17 protein-coding genes are annotated in these 15,133 nt (G+C 70.8%); 8 read left to right on the top strand and 9 right to left on the bottom strand.

Features of this window, described 5'->3' with window-relative positions:
- The 3 genes from DEJ49_RS34550 to DEJ49_RS34540 all read right to left on the bottom strand — a co-directional run bounded on the left by DEJ49_RS34550 (position 1) and on the right by DEJ49_RS34540 (position 2,955).
- Positions 1 to 1,065: a thiolase domain-containing protein gene (locus tag DEJ49_RS34550; RefSeq protein WP_150187752.1), complete on the bottom strand. Its 1,065-nt coding sequence runs from the start codon at positions 1,063 to 1,065 to the stop codon at positions 1 to 3.
- Complete coding sequence (locus tag DEJ49_RS34545) at positions 1,066 to 2,028, bottom strand: Zn-ribbon domain-containing OB-fold protein (protein ID WP_150187751.1); 963 nt, start codon at positions 2,026 to 2,028, stop codon at positions 1,066 to 1,068.
- A gap of 102 nt (positions 2,029 to 2,130) precedes the next feature.
- Positions 2,131 to 2,955 (bottom strand): crotonase/enoyl-CoA hydratase family protein, encoded by an 825-nt coding sequence (locus DEJ49_RS34540; protein WP_150187750.1) that lies wholly within the window; start codon positions 2,953 to 2,955, stop codon positions 2,131 to 2,133.
- 210 nt (positions 2,956 to 3,165) lie between these two features.
- Here DEJ49_RS34540 and DEJ49_RS34535 point away from each other — a divergent pair, with 210 nt between their 5' ends.
- Positions 3,166 to 4,779 (top strand): acyl-CoA synthetase, encoded by a 1,614-nt coding sequence (locus DEJ49_RS34535; RefSeq protein ID WP_150187749.1) that lies wholly within the window; start codon positions 3,166 to 3,168, stop codon positions 4,777 to 4,779.
- Between the two features lie 15 nt (positions 4,780 to 4,794).
- Here DEJ49_RS34535 and DEJ49_RS34530 read toward each other — a convergent pair.
- The 3 genes from DEJ49_RS34530 to DEJ49_RS34520 all read right to left on the bottom strand — a co-directional run bounded on the left by DEJ49_RS34530 (position 4,795) and on the right by DEJ49_RS34520 (position 7,240).
- Positions 4,795 to 5,753, bottom strand: a protein-coding gene (locus DEJ49_RS34530) for an IS5 family transposase (RefSeq protein WP_411757222.1) whose coding sequence is annotated in 2 segments (ribosomal slippage) — positions 4,795 to 5,325 and positions 5,328 to 5,753 — 957 coding nt in all. Because the reading frame shifts where the segments join, the coding sequence is not laid out codon by codon here.
- 123 nt (positions 5,754 to 5,876) lie between these two features.
- Positions 5,877 to 6,743: a SigB/SigF/SigG family RNA polymerase sigma factor gene (locus DEJ49_RS34525; RefSeq protein ID WP_150187747.1), complete on the bottom strand. Its 867-nt coding sequence runs from the start codon at positions 6,741 to 6,743 to the stop codon at positions 5,877 to 5,879.
- Positions 6,744 to 6,793: 50 nt separating this feature from the next.
- Positions 6,794 to 7,240, bottom strand: coding sequence for an ATP-binding protein (locus tag DEJ49_RS34520; protein WP_150187746.1), 447 nt, complete (start codon positions 7,238 to 7,240; stop codon positions 6,794 to 6,796).
- Positions 7,241 to 7,469: 229 nt separating this feature from the next.
- Here DEJ49_RS34520 and DEJ49_RS34515 point away from each other — a divergent pair, with 229 nt between their 5' ends.
- From DEJ49_RS34515 to DEJ49_RS34495, 5 genes are all read left to right on the top strand, one after another.
- Positions 7,470 to 7,835 carry an STAS domain-containing protein gene (locus DEJ49_RS34515; protein WP_150187745.1) on the top strand — a complete coding sequence of 122 codons (366 nt, stop codon included), beginning with the start codon at positions 7,470 to 7,472 and terminating at the stop codon, positions 7,833 to 7,835.
- Positions 7,836 to 7,966: 131 nt separating this feature from the next.
- On the top strand, positions 7,967 to 8,140 hold the full coding sequence (locus DEJ49_RS34510; RefSeq protein ID WP_150187744.1) for a CsbD family protein: 174 nt from the start codon (positions 7,967 to 7,969) through the stop codon (positions 8,138 to 8,140).
- Between the two features lie 78 nt (positions 8,141 to 8,218).
- Positions 8,219 to 9,022 carry an alpha/beta fold hydrolase gene (locus DEJ49_RS34505; RefSeq protein WP_150187743.1) on the top strand — a complete coding sequence of 268 codons (804 nt, stop codon included), beginning with the start codon at positions 8,219 to 8,221 and terminating at the stop codon, positions 9,020 to 9,022.
- Entirely contained in the window at positions 9,022 to 10,326 is a 1,305-nt protein-coding gene (locus DEJ49_RS34500) for a PP2C family protein-serine/threonine phosphatase (RefSeq protein ID WP_150187742.1), read from the top strand. Before DEJ49_RS34505 ends, DEJ49_RS34500 begins: the two co-directional genes overlap by 1 nt.
- Complete coding sequence (locus tag DEJ49_RS34495) at positions 10,323 to 10,661, top strand: STAS domain-containing protein (protein WP_150187741.1); 339 nt, start codon at positions 10,323 to 10,325, stop codon at positions 10,659 to 10,661. The genes DEJ49_RS34500 and DEJ49_RS34495 overlap by 4 nt, the downstream gene beginning before the upstream one ends.
- Positions 10,662 to 10,706: 45 nt before the next feature.
- Here the strand turns inward: DEJ49_RS34495 and DEJ49_RS34490 are convergent, their stop codons facing one another.
- Both DEJ49_RS34490 and DEJ49_RS34485 read right to left on the bottom strand, forming a co-directional pair.
- Complete coding sequence (locus DEJ49_RS34490; protein ID WP_411757221.1) at positions 10,707 to 11,354, bottom strand: chorismate mutase; 648 nt, start codon at positions 11,352 to 11,354, stop codon at positions 10,707 to 10,709.
- Between the two features lie 50 nt (positions 11,355 to 11,404).
- The gene (locus DEJ49_RS34485) at positions 11,405 to 12,250 is read right to left on the bottom strand and encodes an alpha/beta fold hydrolase (RefSeq protein WP_150187740.1); all 846 of its coding nucleotides are present in this window, start codon (positions 12,248 to 12,250) and stop codon (positions 11,405 to 11,407) included.
- Between the two features lie 221 nt (positions 12,251 to 12,471).
- Here DEJ49_RS34485 and paaK point away from each other — a divergent pair, with 221 nt between their 5' ends.
- The gene (gene paaK / locus DEJ49_RS34480) at positions 12,472 to 13,755 is read left to right on the top strand and encodes a phenylacetate--CoA ligase PaaK (protein WP_150188679.1); all 1,284 of its coding nucleotides are present in this window, start codon (positions 12,472 to 12,474) and stop codon (positions 13,753 to 13,755) included.
- A gap of 21 nt (positions 13,756 to 13,776) precedes the next feature.
- Here the strand turns inward: paaK and DEJ49_RS34475 are convergent, their stop codons facing one another.
- Positions 13,777 to 14,637, bottom strand: coding sequence for an ANTAR domain-containing protein (locus DEJ49_RS34475; protein WP_150187739.1), 861 nt, complete (start codon positions 14,635 to 14,637; stop codon positions 13,777 to 13,779).
- A 127-nt stretch (positions 14,638 to 14,764) separates the two neighbouring features.
- On the opposite strand from DEJ49_RS34475, the gene DEJ49_RS34470 reads away from it, so the two are divergent.
- Positions 14,765 to 15,133 (top strand): helix-turn-helix transcriptional regulator, encoded by a 369-nt coding sequence (locus tag DEJ49_RS34470; protein WP_150187738.1) that lies wholly within the window; start codon positions 14,765 to 14,767, stop codon positions 15,131 to 15,133.

The following is a 15,133-nucleotide window of genomic DNA, read 5'->3' as shown; positions in this document are numbered from 1 at the left end:
TCAGACACGGGTCTCTCCTTCCAGGACGGCGACCAGGTTCTGCTGGAGGCAGGGTCCTGACGTGGCGTGGGCGACGGCCCGGTCCGAGTCGCCCCGGTGGATGCGTGCGGCGGCTTCGCCGATCCGGATGAGTCCGGCGGCCATCATGGGGTTGGCGGCGAGGGCGCCGCCGGACGGGTTGACGGCGACGTCGTCCGCCAGGCTCAGGGCCTTGCGCAGGACGACTTCCTGCGAGGTGAAGGGGGCGTGCAACTCGGCCGTGTCGACGGGCCGTTCGAAGACTCCGGCGCGTTCGGCGGCCAGGCGGGTCGACGGCGAGTCGGTGAGATCGCGCACGCCGAGTCCGTGCGCCTCGATGCGGTGGTCGATGCCGCGGATCCACGCGGGCCGCTCGCAGAGCTCCCGGGCCCGCTCCCCCGCGGCGAGGATCACGGCGGCCGCGCCGTCGCCGACCGGCGGGCAGTCGCCGGTGCGCAGGGGGCGTACGGCGTACTCGCCCTGCGCGACCGGACCCTTCAGCTGTGCGTGCGGGTTGGCGGCGGCGGCCGTACGGCTCCGGCTCGCGACCCCGGCGAGTGCGGGCTCGTCGGTCTCGCCCGCGTCGATGAGCGCCTGGGCCTGCAGCGCGGCGAGGGCCACGGAGTCGGGCCAGAGCGGGGCGACGTAGTACGGGTCGAGCTGCCGGGTGAGCACGTCGCGCACGGAGCCGGGCGAGGACTTGCCGTAGGAGTAGACGAGCGCGGTGTCGGCCTCGCCGGTCTGCAGTTTCACCCAGGCCTCGTACAGGGCCCAGGCGCCGTCCATCTCGACGTGCGACTCGGAGATCGGAGGCCAGGCGCCCACCCCGTCGAGCGCCATCGTGAAGGAGAAGGCGCGTCCCGCGAGGTAGTCCGACGAGCCGGAGCAGGTGAAGCCGATGTCGCTCGTCTTCAGGCCGGTCGCGGCGAGGACTTCGTGCAGCACCGGCATGAGCATCTCGACCTCGGAGAGCTCGTCGGTGGTGCGCAGGTGGTCGCTCTGCCCGAAGGCGACGACGGCGACCTGCCGCCGTTCGTGGGGCGCCATCTAGACCAGCTCCTTGTACGTGTCGTAGTCGGCGTCGGGTTCGCCGGTGGGCCGGTAGTGGTCGGGGTAGCGGCCGCCCTCGGTCCAGACGGGTTCGACGCGCAGCCCCATGCGGACCTCGTCGTAGGGGATGCCCGCGATACGGGCGTGCAGGGCCAGGTCGGCGCCGTCGAGGGCGATGTGCGCGTAGACGTAGGGGACTTCGATGTCGAGGTTCTTCGCCTTGATGTTGACGATGCAGTACGTCGTGACGGTGCCGCGCGGCCCGACCTCCACGCGCTCCGCCGTGGCGACCCCGCACGTGGGGCAGGCGCCGCGCGGCGGAACGTACACCTTGCGGCAGGACGGGCACCGCTCGCCGACGGTCCGCCGGTCGGAGAGGGCGTGGATGTACGCCGACTGGGCGCGGCCCGGCGCGTAGGTGTAGTCGAGCCGGGCGGCCGCGACGATGCCGGTGACGGGGTCGTCGAACGCGCCGGTGTGCGGTGCGGTCCCGGCCTGCGCCGCCTCTCCCTCGTACGGCTCGAAGCAGGCGATGTCCGTGATGGCGCCGACGCGTTCCGCGGCCCAGCGGACCCGGACCCGCATGCCGCTACGGACGGCGTCGGGGCCGGGCGCGTCCAGTGCGTGGAGCAGGGCGGTGTCGGCGCCGTCGAGCCGGACGAGGACCCAGGCGAACGGGGTGTCCAGGGGCTGGCCGCGGCGCGGCTCGTGGTTCCAGGCCCAGGTGGTGACGGTGCCGGTGGCGGCGACCTCGACGAGGTCGCGGATCTCCTCGGCGGTCACGGGGTCGTACTCGACGGGCGGGACGAGGGTGCGGCCGTCGCCGGTCCGCACGCCGAGCACGGTGCGCTCGCGCAGCCCGGTGAGGAACGCGCTCTGCACGGGCCCGAGCGAGCGCGTGAAGGGAAACTCGACGACGAGGGGAGCACGCAGCACTTCTGGTGAGGGGACGGATGTCATGACGGGGACTCCGTTTCCGGGTGACGAGGGGAAGGGGCGCCCCTGAAAGGGGCGCGGGGAACTGCGCGACCAGCCACAGCGGACCCGCAGAAGAAGAACGACCTACGCACGCCGAAAAACAGGCACCCGCTTCTCCGCAAAAGCGCGAGCACCTTCCCTCGCATCGGCCGTGTCGAAGACCGGCCACCCCCGCTTGAGCTCGGCCGCGAGGCCGTCCGCCTCGGTCATCTCGGCGGTTTCGTACACGGACGCCTTCACCGCCTCCACGGCGAGCGGCCCGCACGCGTTGATCTGCTCGGCGATGACGAGGGCCTTGTCCAGGGCCGTGCCGTCCGGCACGACGTGCCCGATGAGGCCGATCGCCGCGGCCTCCGCCGCCGCGTAGGGCCGCCCGGTGAGCAGCATCTCCAGGGCGTGGGTACGAGGGATCTGCCGCGGCAGCCGTACGGTCGAGCCGCCGATGGGGAAGAGGCCGCGCTTCACCTCGAAGAGACCGAACGTCGCCGACTCCCCCGCCACCCGGATGTCGGTCCCTTGCAGGATCTCCGTGCCGCCCGCCACGCAGTACCCCTCCACGGCGGCGATGACGGGTTTGCGGGGGCGGTGGTGGCGGAGCATCGCCTTCCAGTGCAGATCGGGGTCGGCTTTGAGCCGGTCCCTGTGCCGCTCGCCCTCCATGCCTTTGCCGGCGAGGGCCTTGAGGTCCATGCCCGCGCAGAAGGAGCCGCCGGCGCCGGTGAGCACGATGGAGCGGATCCCGTCGTCCTCGTCGGCCTCGACCCAGCCGTCGTACAGGCCGACGAGCATCGCGATCGACAGCGCGTTCTTCGCCTCGGGCCTGTTCAGCGTGAGTATCAGTGTGGCGCCCTCGCGCCGCACGGAGAGATGTTCCGTCCCACGTTCCGTACCGCGTTCCGTCCCACCCATGGCCGTGCTCCCTCCGTCGACGGCCGCCCGCGCGGCCGGCCTGTCGGCTGCAGACCCGGAACAGGTTGCAGTAGCCGGGGAGCCAGTTCAATAGTTTTCTGACACTCAGTCAGTTTTCTTCCGCGGGGACCCTTCCCACTTGTGGGCCCCTCTGCTCTGATGACCGCCAAGCGAGACGTCAGAGTGGACGCCGGGGTCAGGAGGAGTGCGGTGGAGTACAACCTTGCCGACCTGTTCGAGTCGGTCGTCGACGTGGTCCCCGACCGCGAGGCGCTCGTCTACATCGACCACCCCGGCACGGGAGCGGAACGCCGCCTCACCTACGCCGAGCTGGACGCGGCCGCCAACCGCGTCGCCCACCACCTCGTCGACAGCGGTCTGCGCCCCGGCGAGCACCTGGGCCTGCACCTGTACAACGGCGTCGAGTACCTGCAGACGGTCCTCGCCTGCCTGAAGGCACGCCTCGTACCGGTCAACGTGAACTACCGGTACGTGGAGGAGGAACTGGTCTACCTCTACCGCGACGCGGACCTCGCGGCGCTCGTCTTCGACGCCGAGTTCACCGAGCGGGTCGCGGCGGCGCTGCCGCGCACGGAGAAGCTGCGGCACCTGGTGCGGGTCGGCGAACCGCCCGCCGACGCCCCCGCGCTCGACGTGGTGGCGTTCGCCGACGCGGAGGCGGCGGGGTCGCCGGAGCGCGGGTTCGGGCCCCGCTCCGCCGACGACCTCTTCATCATCTACACGGGCGGCACGACGGGCATGCCCAAGGGCGTCATGTGGCGCCAGGAGGACCTGTTCTTCGCCGGGCTCTTCGGCGGGGAGCCCGCGGGCGAGCCGGTGAAGCGGCCCGAGGAGCTCGCCGAGCGGGTCGCGGCGGGCGGGCCCGGCATCACGTTCTTCCCCGCGCCCCCGCTGATGCACGGCACGTCGACGCTGACGTCGTTCATCGCCTTCAACTACGGGCAGCGCGTCGCCCTGCACCGCAAGTACGTCCCCGAGGAATTGCTCCGCACCATCGAAAAGGAGCGGGTGTCCAGCGTCTCCCTGGTCGGCGACGCGATGCTCAGGCCGCTCATCGACGCGCTGCGCGGCCCGCTCAAGGGCACCGACCTGTCCTCCCTGTTCAGCGTCTCCTCGTCCGGGGCGATCATGTCGGAGACCGTCCGCGCCCAGTTCCAGGAGCTCGCGCCGGACGTGCTGCTCCTGAACAACTTCGGGTCCTCCGAGTCGGGCTCCAACGGCAAGGCGACCGACGACTCGGGCCCGGAGAAGGGCTTCCGGCTCGAGGTCAACGAGCGCACGCAGGTGGTGGACCTGGTCACGCACGAGCCGGTGCCGGTGGGCGAGCCGGGGCGTCTGGCCCAGCGCGGCCACGTGCCGCTCGGCTACTACAACGACCCGAGGAAGACAGCGGAGACGTTCTTCCAGAGGGACGGGGAGCGCTGGGTGCTGCTCGGCGACATGGCGACGGTCGACGAGGACGGCATCGTCACCGTGCTCGGCCGCGGCTCGCAGTGCATCAACACTGGCGGCGAGAAGGTGTATCCGGAGGAGGTCGAGCAGGCGCTCAAGTCGCACCCCGACGTGTACGACGCGCTCGTCGCGGGCGTCCCCGACGAGCGGTGGGGCAGCCATGTGGCCGCCGTCGTCCAGCTCAGGGACGGAGCGGCCCCGCTGGACCTTGAGGCGGTGCAGACCCACTGCCGCGCCCTGCTCGCCGGCTACAAGATCCCGCGTTCCGTGGTCTTCACGGACCACATCCAGCGCTCCCCCAGCGGCAAGGCGGACTACCGCTGGGCCAAGGCGGTGGCCGCCGAGGGCTAGGCACTGTTTCTCGGATCATGTGCGGAGCCAGATGGTGAGGGCCGCGAGGGTGATGGTGCCGAGGTAGATATAGGCGCGTTTCTCGTAGCGGGTGGCGACGGCGCGGAAGCCCTTGAGGCGGTTGATGGCGCGTTCGACGGTGTTGCGTTTCTTGTAGCGCTCGCTGTCGAATCCGGTGGGCCGCCCGCCGCGGGAGCCCCGGTTCTGGCGGTGTCTTTGCTGGTCGAGACGTTCGGGAATGGTGTGCCGGATTCCGCGTCGTCGCAGGTAGCGGCGGTTCTTCCGGGAGGTGTAGGCCTTGTCGGCCAGCACGTGATCGGGCCGGCTGCGGGGCCGCCCAACACCGCTGCGGGGCACGGAAATCTGCCCCAGCACCCGCTCGAGCTGAGGGCCGTCTCCGTAGTGTCCGGGTGTCAGGACGACCGTGAGGGGGCGGCATCGTCCGTCGGCGGCGAGATGGATTTTGGTGGTGAAGCCGCCGCGGGAGCGTCCCAGGCATTCGCCGAGCGGACCACGTCCGTCAGCCGGACGGCCAGTTTCCGCAGCACCGGATCGCCCTGATTCGTACCCTGGCCCGCCCCCTTTTGAGGGGGCGGGGCCGGCGGGGCTTTCCTCGCGCCGGCAGCATGCTGGTGTGCCCGCACCACGGTGGAGTCCACCGAGACGTCCCAGTCGATCCGGCCCCCGGCATCCTCAGCGGCCTGGACGCGAGACAGCAGCATCTTCCAAGTTCCGTCCGCCGACCAGCGACGATGACGTTTGTAGACGGTCTCCCACGGCCCGAACCGTTCGGGCAGGTCTCGCCACTGCACGCCCGTCCTCACCCGGTACAGGACGCCGTTGATCACCCGCCGGTGGTCACTCCACCGGCCTCCACGCGTACCACCACGAGGCAGGAGTGACTCCAGACGATCCCACTCCGCATTCGTTAAAATCCCCACGGCCCATACACCCAGCCTGGCCCCAACACCCATGTCACGTCAGCAGATCCGAGAAACAGCGCCTAGCACACGACGATGGCCCTCACCCGACCGCTGCGGTCGGGTGAGGGCCATCGTCGTGGCGGGGGGGGGGTGAGCCGCGGAGCGGTCTGCGGATCAGTCCGTGGTCAGCAGGCCCGCGCGGAGCTTGCTCACGACGCGGGAGAGCAGCCGGGACACGTGCATCTGCGAGCAGCCCAGGGTGTCCGCGATCTGCTGCTGGGTCTGCTCCTCCACGAAGCGGAGGTGGATGAGCGTGCGGTCCCGTTCGTCGAGGTCCGCGATGAGCGGGGCGAGGGAGTGGAAGTTCTCGACGAGTTCGAAGGACTCCTCGTCGATGCCGATGAAGTCGGCCAGCATCGTGTCGGACTCGTCGTCCTGGCCGTTGACCGCGGCGTTCAGGGAGACCGCGCTGTAGCCGTTGGACGCCTTCTGCGCCTCGGCGACCTCCGAGGGCTCCAGCTGCATCAGCTCCGCGAGCTCGGCCGTGGACGGCATGCGGCCGAGCCGGGTGCGCAGCTCCTCCGTGGCCTTGGACAGCTCGATACGTGCTTCCTGGAGCCGGCGCGGCACGTGCACGGCCCACGAGGTGTCGCGGAAGAACCGCTTGATCTCCCCTGTGATGTACGGAACGGCGAAGGAAGTGAACTCGACCTCACGGGTGAGCTCGAACCGGTCGATCGCCTTGATCAGACCGATGGTGCCGACCTGAATGATGTCTTCCATCTCCTGCTGGCCGCGGTGCTTGAAGCGCGATGCCGCGTACTGCACCAGCGAGAGGTTCATCTCGATCAGCGCGTTGCGCACGTACTGGTACTCGTGCGTGCCCTCCTCGAGCTGCGTCAGGCGGTCGAAGAACCGCTTGCCGACTTCACGCGCATCCCTCGGCGCGATGGAGGAGGGGTCCGTGTACGCGCGCTCGACGAGGTCCTCCCCGGCACGGGTGGCCGTGTCCTGCGTCTGCCCCTGCGTCACGGTAATCATGGCGTTCCGCTCCTTGTTCAGCTCGGCTGTTTACCCCCGCAGCGGCACGGTTACCCCGTCGATCGCGTCTCACGCGTACAGTTTTTCGAAGAATTCGGGCCCGGCTCCGGAGACAGGTCCAGAGCGGCGACGATGGTCTTGCCTCCGTCCCCCCTCTCGACCGTGACGCTCGAGCTGAGGCGCTGGACCATCAGCCAGCCGAAGCCGCCGGGCCTGGCCGGATCGTGGGGCACGTGCACCGGCACCTCCTCACTGCGGTCGCTCACGCAGATCAGCAGAGCGGTCCCCCGCACGCGGACCGCGAAACCCCTGAGGCCTCCGCCGTGCCGCATCGCGTTGGCCGTCAACTCACTGACCACCAGCAGCGCGTCCTCGTTCACCCGCCGAGCCTGCGCGCCCGGCATCCCCTGACTCACCGTCCGCAGCGCCGCGTCCACCTCCGCGCGAGCCTGAGCGCAGGTCGTCCGCACTGTGTCGGGCATCTCGGGAGCGCTCATGAAGCCTTGATCCTTTCCCTGCACACGTGCAAACGCGACCGCATCGCACCGTTCCTTGTGTTCGCATGCCCGACCCCACTGCCCGCACACCCCCTATATCCGACAAGGGGAAAACACGTTCACAACAGTGAAACGGCGTCCTGCCGGTCCCCTCCGCCCGCGGCCTGGCGTACCCGGTGAAAGGACCGCTCCATTCTCACCCGGCTACGGCATATGACAAGGTCGGGGCATGTCCCTCAACAGCATCGAACTCGCCAGACAGGATCGGGTGGCGGTCGTCACGTTGCGCCACGACATCGACCTCGAGAACGGGAGCGAGGTCACCGCCGCCTTCCAGCGCGCCCGGACCGAGAGCGGCACCGAGGCCACCCTGCTCGACCTCGCCGAGCTGACCTTCGCCGACAGCGCCCTGCTCAACCTGATCCTGCTGGCGCGCGCCGAGCACGAGCAGGCGCAGCGCCCCTTCGTCCTCTGCGGCCCCTTGCACAGCGCCATTCAGCGCCTGTTCGAGATCACGGGTGTCATCGACATCCTGGTTCTCGCCGACACGCACGAGGACGGTCTGCGGCAGCTGAACAAGCTCCTCGACGGATGACGGACGATGACTGACGACTGACGACTGACGACTGACGCTGAACGAATGTGCGTCGTCGATGTTTGACGCGGCGCTGAGCGGCCATGCGGATCTTCAGCACATGATGTCGATGCCAAGGAGCGTGAGCGATCATGACCGCCGACGAGAAGGCCAAGGCCAAGACCGAGCAGGCCAAGGGTGCCGCGAAGGAAGCGGCCGGCCGTGCTGTCGGGAACGAGCGTCTCACCGCGTCGGGCCGCGCCGACCAGATGAAGGGCGACGCGCGCCAGGCCAAGGAGAAGACCAAGGACATCGGCAAGCACTGACCGCAGCACCGTTCGACGCCGTTGGGGCGGCCCCGCTGAAGGGGCCGCCCCTTCCGGGTGTCTGAGATCATGGAAGTCATGGACATCATCCATAGGAACAACGTCACCGTCACGGGCAACCCGCAAGGGCCGACGGTGGTGCTGGCCCACGGTTTCGGCTGTGACCAGAACATGTGGCGCCTGACGGTGCCCGCCCTGGAGCCGCATTACCGGGTGGTCCTGTTCGACTATGTGGGCGCGGGCCGGTCGGACCGCTCCGCGTTCTCCGCGGAGCGGTACGGCTCGCTGGACGGTTACGCCCAGGACGTGGTGGAGGTGTGCGAGCGGCTCGACCTGCGCGACGCCGTGTTCGTCGGCCACTCGGTGAGCTCCATGATCGGTGTCCTGGCCGCCAGGCAGGCCCCCGAGCGCATCAAGGCCCTCGTCATGGTCGCCCCGTCCCCTCGGTACATCGACGAGGAGGGCTACCGCGGCGGCTTCAGCGAGGAGGACATCGACGAGCTCCTGGAGTCCCTGGAGGCGAACTACCTGGGCTGGTCCGCGGCGATGGCCCCGCTCATCATGGGCAACCCGGAGCGGCCCGAGCTGGGCGAGGAGCTCAAGAACAGCTTCTGCGCCACCGATCCCGAGATGGCCCTGGTCTTCGCCCGGACCACGTTCCTCTCGGACGCCAGGAACGAGCTGTCGAGCGTCCGCGTCCCGACGCTCGTCCTGGAGTGCTCGCAGGACGCGATCGCGCCGCGCGAGGTCGGTGCCTACGTACACCGTGCGGTCCCCTCGTCGAAGCTGGTCACCCTCGACGCGACCGGGCACTGCCCGCACCTGTCCTCGCCCGAGGCGACCAACGCGGCGATCACCGCGTTCCTGGCAGGCCTCGGATGATGTGCCGCACGGGAACCGGCCCCGAGGACGCCGACGCAGCCGACGGCGGTACCACCTCGGACTCGGCGTTCGCCGCCCTCCTGGAGGACAGCGCCGAGGAACTGTACGAGAACGCGCCGTGCGGGTACCTGTCCACGCTGATGGACGGCACCATCGTCAAGATCAACGGCACGTTGCTCGACTGGCTGGGGCTCGACCGGGAAGCGGTGGTGGGCCGGCTGCGGTTCACGGACCTGCTGCCGGTGGGCGGCAGGCTGTACCACGAGACGCACTTCGCGCCGCTGCTGCGCCTGCGGGGCGAGATCAGCGGAGTCGCCCTGGAGGTCAAGCAGGCCGACGGCAGCCGCAGGCCGGTCCTCGTCTCCGCCGTCGTCAAGTACGGCAGCACCGGCACGCCGCTGCTGACCCGCATCACCGTCTTCGACGCCACCGACCGCCGCGCCTACGAGACGGAGCTGCTGCGCAGCCGCAGGGCCGCCGAGGAGTCCGCGCGGCAGGCTCGCGCCGACCGGGCCCGGCTGCAGCAGGCGCTCGCCGTGCTCCAGGAGTCGCTGCTCCCGTCGTCCCTGCCGCCGATTCCCGGCGTCGAGACGGCCACGTATTACCACACCGCGTCCCCCGACCAGCTCGGCGGCGACTTCTACGACGTCTTCCCACTGGACGGCAAACGCTTCGGCTTCTTCCTCGGCGACGTGTGCGGCAAGGGCCCCCAGGCGGCCGCGGTCACCTCGCTGACCCGGTACACGCTGCGCGCCGCGGCTCTGCACGACCCCGACCCCGTGGCCGCGCTGACCACGCTCAACCAGGTCCTCCACGACCGGTACTCGGGCGACGACCCGCGCTTCTGCACCGTCATCTTCGGTGTCCTCGACCCGGACCCCGTCTCCGGGTACGTCTCCGTGGAGCTGGCGTCCGGGGGCCACCCGCCGGCCCTCGTCCTGCGCGGCGGCGGCACGGCGGACTATCTCCCGACACCGGGCGGCCTCCTCGTCGGCGCGCTGCCCGACCCGCGCTTCACGGCCGCGAAGACCACCCTCGCGCCCGGCGACACGCTGCTCCTCTACACCGACGGCGTCACCGAGGCCCGCACCGGCGCCGACCGCACGGACCTCTTCGGGGACGAGGCACTGCGCGCCTTCACCACCGAGCACGCCGGCACCTCCGCGGGAGACGTCGTCGGCGCGCTCACCGATCTGCTGACGGGCCTCGGCGCAGGCCTGGACGACGACACGGCCCTGCTCGCACTGGGAGCATCCGCACCGACCTCAACGACGGAAAGCGCGACGACGAAGATCACACCATGAGCCCACTGAAGATCATCACCGGTGACTCCGCGACGGGTCCTGTCCTGGCGATCATCGGCGACCTCGACCACCACACCGCCCCCGAGCTGCGCGACGCGCTCCCCACGGTCGGCCTGCGCCCCGGCGGCCGCCTCGTCCTCGACCTCGCCGCGATGCACTTCTGCGACTCCAGCGGCATCACCGCCCTGCTGGCCGCCCGCAACCACGCCCAGGCGGCGGGCGCGGACATCGCCCTCGCGGCCGTCCCCGCCAACACCCTGCGGATCCTGCGCATCGTCGGTCTCGACCAGATCTTCGCGCTCCACGAGGACGTCGCCTCCGCCACACGCCTCTAGGGCCCGGGCCGGCTGACCGGATGGCACGCGCCGCACGCCGTCCGGTCAGCCGGCGCAGACCGACGGCAGCGCGCGTCCCAGGGCGACGGAGTGCAGCGCGTCGAGTCGCCTCTCGTGCCGCACGTGCGCGGCCGCGGCGGTCAGCACTCCCTTGCAGTACGGCGCCGAGCGCGCGGCCGGGGATGTGGCGACGGACCGTACCAGCTCGCCGTTGACGCGGTTGATCTCCTCGCGGACCTCGGCGAGGTCGGGGCGTTCGGTGGGCGCCTGCGACGGGTCGGCGTCCCAGCGGCGGAACAGCCCTCGCTGGACGGCCTTGTTGGCCTCGATCTGGTCCCGGAAGATGCGGACGGTCGCCTCCGGGTCGGCGCCCGCCTCCGCCGCCTGCGCGGCCACGGCGTCCAGGACCTGCCGCTCGCGGGCCGGGTCGTCGATGGGGCTGTCCGTGCCGTACTTGGCGGCGGCGACGAGGTCGGCGGTGGCGAGGCGACGCGCGGACAGGTCGGCGAGGGGGCGCAGTTGGGCGTACGGGGCAGCGGAGGCGCGGGCGGCAGGCGTCGCAGCCGAGGGCTGCGCGGGCGCCGCGGCAGCCGTGCCACCGCCCATGAGCGGACCCGCGAGCAGACCCGTGAGCAGTGCGGCGGTCAGCACACCGGTGGCCGGTGCGCGGCGGACGGATGTGGCGTTTCGCACGTCGTCTCCCCTGGGGGTCATGGTCCAGCCGGTCGCATCAGTCCTGTGCGTCAGTCCTGTGCGAGGAACCCCGCGACGCGCCGCACGAACCACTCCGGGTCGTCCAGCCACGGGAAGTGCCCTCCACGGGGCTGCACTTGGCGTACGCCGTGCGGGAAGAAGCCCGCGAGCTCCTCGGCGTGTGCGGGGTTCGGGCCCCCGTCCCACTCCCCCGCGAGCACGAGCACCGGCGCGGCCAGCTCCGTCAGGGCCGCGCGGGTGGCGGCCGGGTCGAACGCGCCGTCGCCGTAGAAGGCGGCCGCCGCCTCGGCGTTCTTCTCCGACGCGCTCGCCGCGCGGTGCGCCCGCGCCGCCGCGTCCCAGCGTCCGTAGGCGAGGGGCGCGAGGGCGTCCGCCACCTCGGCGACGCTGCCGCCGGCAGCGAGCTTGTCGAGCGCGGCCTCGGCGGCCGGGTACCAGGGCTCGTCCGCGCGCAGCGCCGCCGCCGCGCGGTGGTCCCGGTCGGTGACGGTGAGGCCCAGGGAGTGCGTGGCCGGGGCGACCAGGACGAGGGTGCGGACCCGCTTCGGGTGGCGGGCCGCGTACAGCGTGGCGATGTTGCCGGACGCGGAGTGCCCGAGCAGGTCGACCCGGTCGAGCCCGAGGTGTTCGCGGAGCGCCTCGACGTCGTCGACGAGCCGGTCGCAGCGGTACGTCGCCGGGTCGTCCGGCTCCGCGGAGTCGCCCGTGCCGCGCAGGTCGAGCAGGATCAGGCGCCGGTGCGCGGTGAGTCCGCCGAGGTCGCCGAGGTAGGCGGAGGCGCGCATGGGGCCGCCCGGCAGGCACAGCAGGGGCTCGCCGTCCCCCTTCTCGTGGTAGGCGAGCTCCGTCCCGTCGTACGCGCTGAATGTCGGCATGGAGGTGATCATCACATCTCGTGTGCCGCCCGGGCAACGCTGTCGCGCCGTGGCCCATGACGGTGGCCCATGCCGCCGCCCGCGGCCTCGCGCCGCAGCTCAAGCCGGTCTGCGAGATCCCTTGACGCCCACCTCCCGGCCTGGATTACTGAGCTCCACAGAAGATCGACGACCGAATGATCGGTCGCCCGTTCAGGACGGGAGCATTCCCTATGACGCGTATGCCGCTACTGCTGGACGCGGCCGAACGGCTCGGCCCGCGCGAGCTCGCAGCCCTGCAGCTGGAGCGCCTCCAGGACACCTTGTTGCATGCGTACGAGAACGTCCCGTTCTACCGGGCGGCGTTCGACAAGGCGGGGCTGCGTCCCGACGACTGCCGCTCGCTCGCCGACCTCGCGCGGTTCCCGTTCACCACCAAGGACGACCTGCGGGCCAACTACCCCTTCGGGATGTTCGCGGTGGAGCAGTCCGAGGTGCGCCGCCTGCACGCGTCGAGCGGCACCACGGGCCTGCCGACGGTCGTCGGGTACACGGAGCAGGACTTGTCCATGTGGGCGGACGTGGTGGCGCGTTCGATACGCGCCGCGGGCGGCCGCCCCGGGGACAAGGTGCATGTGGCGTACGGGTACGGCCTGTTCACGGGCGGTCTGGGCGCGCACTACGGAGCGGAGCGGCTGGGCTGCACGGTGATCCCCGCGTCGGGCGGCATGACGGCGCGCCAGGTCCGGCTGATCCAGGACTTCCGCCCCGAGATCATCATGGTGACGCCCTCGTACATGCTCACGCTTCTGGAGGAGTTCGAGCGGCAGGGCGTCGATCCCCGGACGACCTCCCTGCGAGTCGGCATCTTCGGTGCGGAGCCGTGGACGGAGGAGATGCGGCGCGAGATCGAGGAGCGCTTCGCCATCGACGCCGTGGACATATACGGGCTCTCGGAGGTGATCGGTCCCGGCGTCGCGCAGGAGTGCGTGGAGACCAAGGACGGGCTGCACATCTGGGAGGACCACTTCTACCCGGAGGTCGTCGATCCGATCACGGGCGAGGTGCTGCCGGACGGTGAGCGCGGCGAGCTGGTGTTCACCTCGCTCACCAAGGAGGCCATGCCCGTCATCCGCTACCGGACACGGGACCTGACGCGGCTGCTGCCCGGTACGGCGCGGATCTTCCGGCGCATGGAGAAGGTGACGGGCCGCAGCGACGACATGGTGATCCTGCGGGGGGTCAACCTCTTCCCCACCCAGATCGAGGAGATCGTGCTGCGCACGGCGGGCATCGCCCCGCACTTCCAGCTACGGCTGACGCGCGAGAGCCGCATGGACGCCCTGACCGTGCGGGCCGAGGCACGCGCGGACACACCTGCGGAGCGGCGCGAGGCCGCGGCCCGCGAGATCGCGGCGGCGGTGAAGGACGGGATCGGCGTCTCGGTCGGTGTCGAGATCGTCGAACCGGAGACGCTGGAACGGTCGGTGGGCAAGTTCAAGCGGATCGTGGATCTGCGGGACTGACGCCTTCGGCCGTACGGCCAGTCATGGCACGCCGTCGGCGGGAGGGCTGGGGTCGACCGCGGACACGGCGAGATCGGGCAGCGACTCGGCCCGCGGCGCCGTGTGCGCGGGGCGGGCGGCGTGCGCCCGGCTCGCCTTGGTGATCGCGGCGTCGAGCTGCTTGCGCACGGTGTCGGGCAGGGCGGCCCCCTTGACGGTGCCGACCACGTCCCCGGCCAGCACGTGCAGCTTGGTGTTGGTGTTCTGCGAGGCCGTGACCAGCGCGTCCCAGGCGGCCTCGGCGCTCAGGTTGAACGTGGACATCAGGATGCCCCTGGCCAGGTCGATGGTGGGCCGGGTCCGCATGGCCCGGCGCAGCTGGGCCACGACGATCTGCAGCTCCTGGTCGGAGCCCTCGGGCCGGTTCGCCTCGTGCACGACCGGGCGGGGCGTCGCCACGGGCTCGGGCCTTGGCTCCGACTCGGGCCGCGACTCCGGCTCGGGCTCCGGTTCCGGCTCGGGGGGCGTGAACAGGCTGCGGGTGCCGGTCAGTTCGAGGAGTCGGTCCACGACGGGACTGCTGTGGCGGATGACCACGGTCTTGCCCTGGTGGACCGCGTGCTGACGCAGGCCGAGCAGGAGATTCAGGCCGGAGCAGTCGCAGAAGTCCACGCCGCGCAGGTCCAGGTCGAGTCCGGCGGCGGTGTCGGCGAGCGCGCGGTACAGATCCGTCCGGAGCCGTTGACCGGTGTCGAGGTCCAGCTCCCCGCGCACCACGAGACTCCTTCTGCCGCTCACGTCACTGCCGTCCCGTGGCGACGAGGCCGTCGGGATGCGGCTGCCCTGAACGTGCTCGCCATCCTCGTTCCCGAAGGGCCGCCGAGTGGACGCGGGCTCCGGCATGGCCTCTCCTCACCTCGCTGCCTTCCGCTGCTCCCAGGCTGCACGCCCGGGGACACGTACGTCAACTAATACATGAAATCGAGTACGTGTTTTTGTAAGCATGAATGCGAGGCACTAGGGTTGAGCCATGGATGGAGTGCCCGAGCCTCATACCGGATGGACGTTTCTCACCAACCACGCGCGCGTGCTGGCGGCCATCGCCGACAATCACAACGCCCGCATCCGTGACATCGCCGCCCACTGCCGACTCACCGACCGGGCCGTCCAGAAGATCATCGCGGACCTGGAGCAGGACGGTTACCTGTCCCACACCCGTGAGGGACGAACCAACACGTACCAGATCGATCCCGGCAAAGTGCTGCGCCACCCGGCGGAGTCGGGGCTGGCCGTGGCCTCCCTGCTCTCCCTGCTCGTGCACGACGAGGCGGACCGGACCGACTCGGCGCAGGCCGCTCCCTCCGGGCAGGACGACGGCCGGCACCACGCGAGCGCGTGA

Origin of the sequence: Streptomyces venezuelae, assembly GCF_008642335.1 — a bacterium.
Lineage (GTDB): Bacteria > Actinomycetota > Actinomycetes > Streptomycetales > Streptomycetaceae > Streptomyces > Streptomyces venezuelae_F.
The sequence above is the reverse complement of the archived record's forward strand: the minus strand, read 5'-3'. Positions and strand labels throughout refer to the sequence as shown.

What these genes read in the sequence shown, in the direction of transcription:
- DEJ49_RS34485 (WP_150187740.1), bottom strand. Translation starts at nt 12,250, where the DNA reads ATGCCGACATTCAGCGCGTACGACGGGACGGAGCTCGCCTACCACGAG.
- DEJ49_RS34515 (WP_150187745.1), top strand. Translation starts at nt 7,470, where the DNA reads ATGTCCCTCAACAGCATCGAACTCGCCAGACAGGATCGGGTGGCGGTC.
- DEJ49_RS34470 (WP_150187738.1), top strand. Translation starts at nt 14,765, where the DNA reads ATGGATGGAGTGCCCGAGCCTCATACCGGATGGACGTTTCTCACCAAC.
- DEJ49_RS34545 (WP_150187751.1), bottom strand. Translation starts at nt 2,028, where the DNA reads ATGACATCCGTCCCCTCACCAGAAGTGCTGCGTGCTCCCCTCGTCGTC.
- DEJ49_RS34510 (WP_150187744.1), top strand. Translation starts at nt 7,967, where the DNA reads ATGACCGCCGACGAGAAGGCCAAGGCCAAGACCGAGCAGGCCAAGGGT.
- DEJ49_RS34550 (WP_150187752.1), bottom strand. Translation starts at nt 1,065, where the DNA reads ATGGCGCCCCACGAACGGCGGCAGGTCGCCGTCGTCGCCTTCGGGCAG.
- DEJ49_RS34520 (WP_150187746.1), bottom strand. Translation starts at nt 7,240, where the DNA reads ATGAGCGCTCCCGAGATGCCCGACACAGTGCGGACGACCTGCGCTCAG.
- DEJ49_RS34475 (WP_150187739.1), bottom strand. Translation starts at nt 14,637, where the DNA reads ATGCCGGAGCCCGCGTCCACTCGGCGGCCCTTCGGGAACGAGGATGGC.
- DEJ49_RS34540 (WP_150187750.1), bottom strand. Translation starts at nt 2,955, where the DNA reads ATGGGTGGGACGGAACGCGGTACGGAACGTGGGACGGAACATCTCTCC.
- DEJ49_RS34505 (WP_150187743.1), top strand. Translation starts at nt 8,219, where the DNA reads ATGGACATCATCCATAGGAACAACGTCACCGTCACGGGCAACCCGCAA.
- paaK (WP_150188679.1), top strand. Translation starts at nt 12,472, where the DNA reads ATGCCGCTACTGCTGGACGCGGCCGAACGGCTCGGCCCGCGCGAGCTC.
- DEJ49_RS34500 (WP_150187742.1), top strand. Translation starts at nt 9,022, where the DNA reads ATGTGCCGCACGGGAACCGGCCCCGAGGACGCCGACGCAGCCGACGGC.
- DEJ49_RS34525 (WP_150187747.1), bottom strand. Translation starts at nt 6,743, where the DNA reads ATGATTACCGTGACGCAGGGGCAGACGCAGGACACGGCCACCCGTGCC.
- DEJ49_RS34495 (WP_150187741.1), top strand. Translation starts at nt 10,323, where the DNA reads ATGAGCCCACTGAAGATCATCACCGGTGACTCCGCGACGGGTCCTGTC.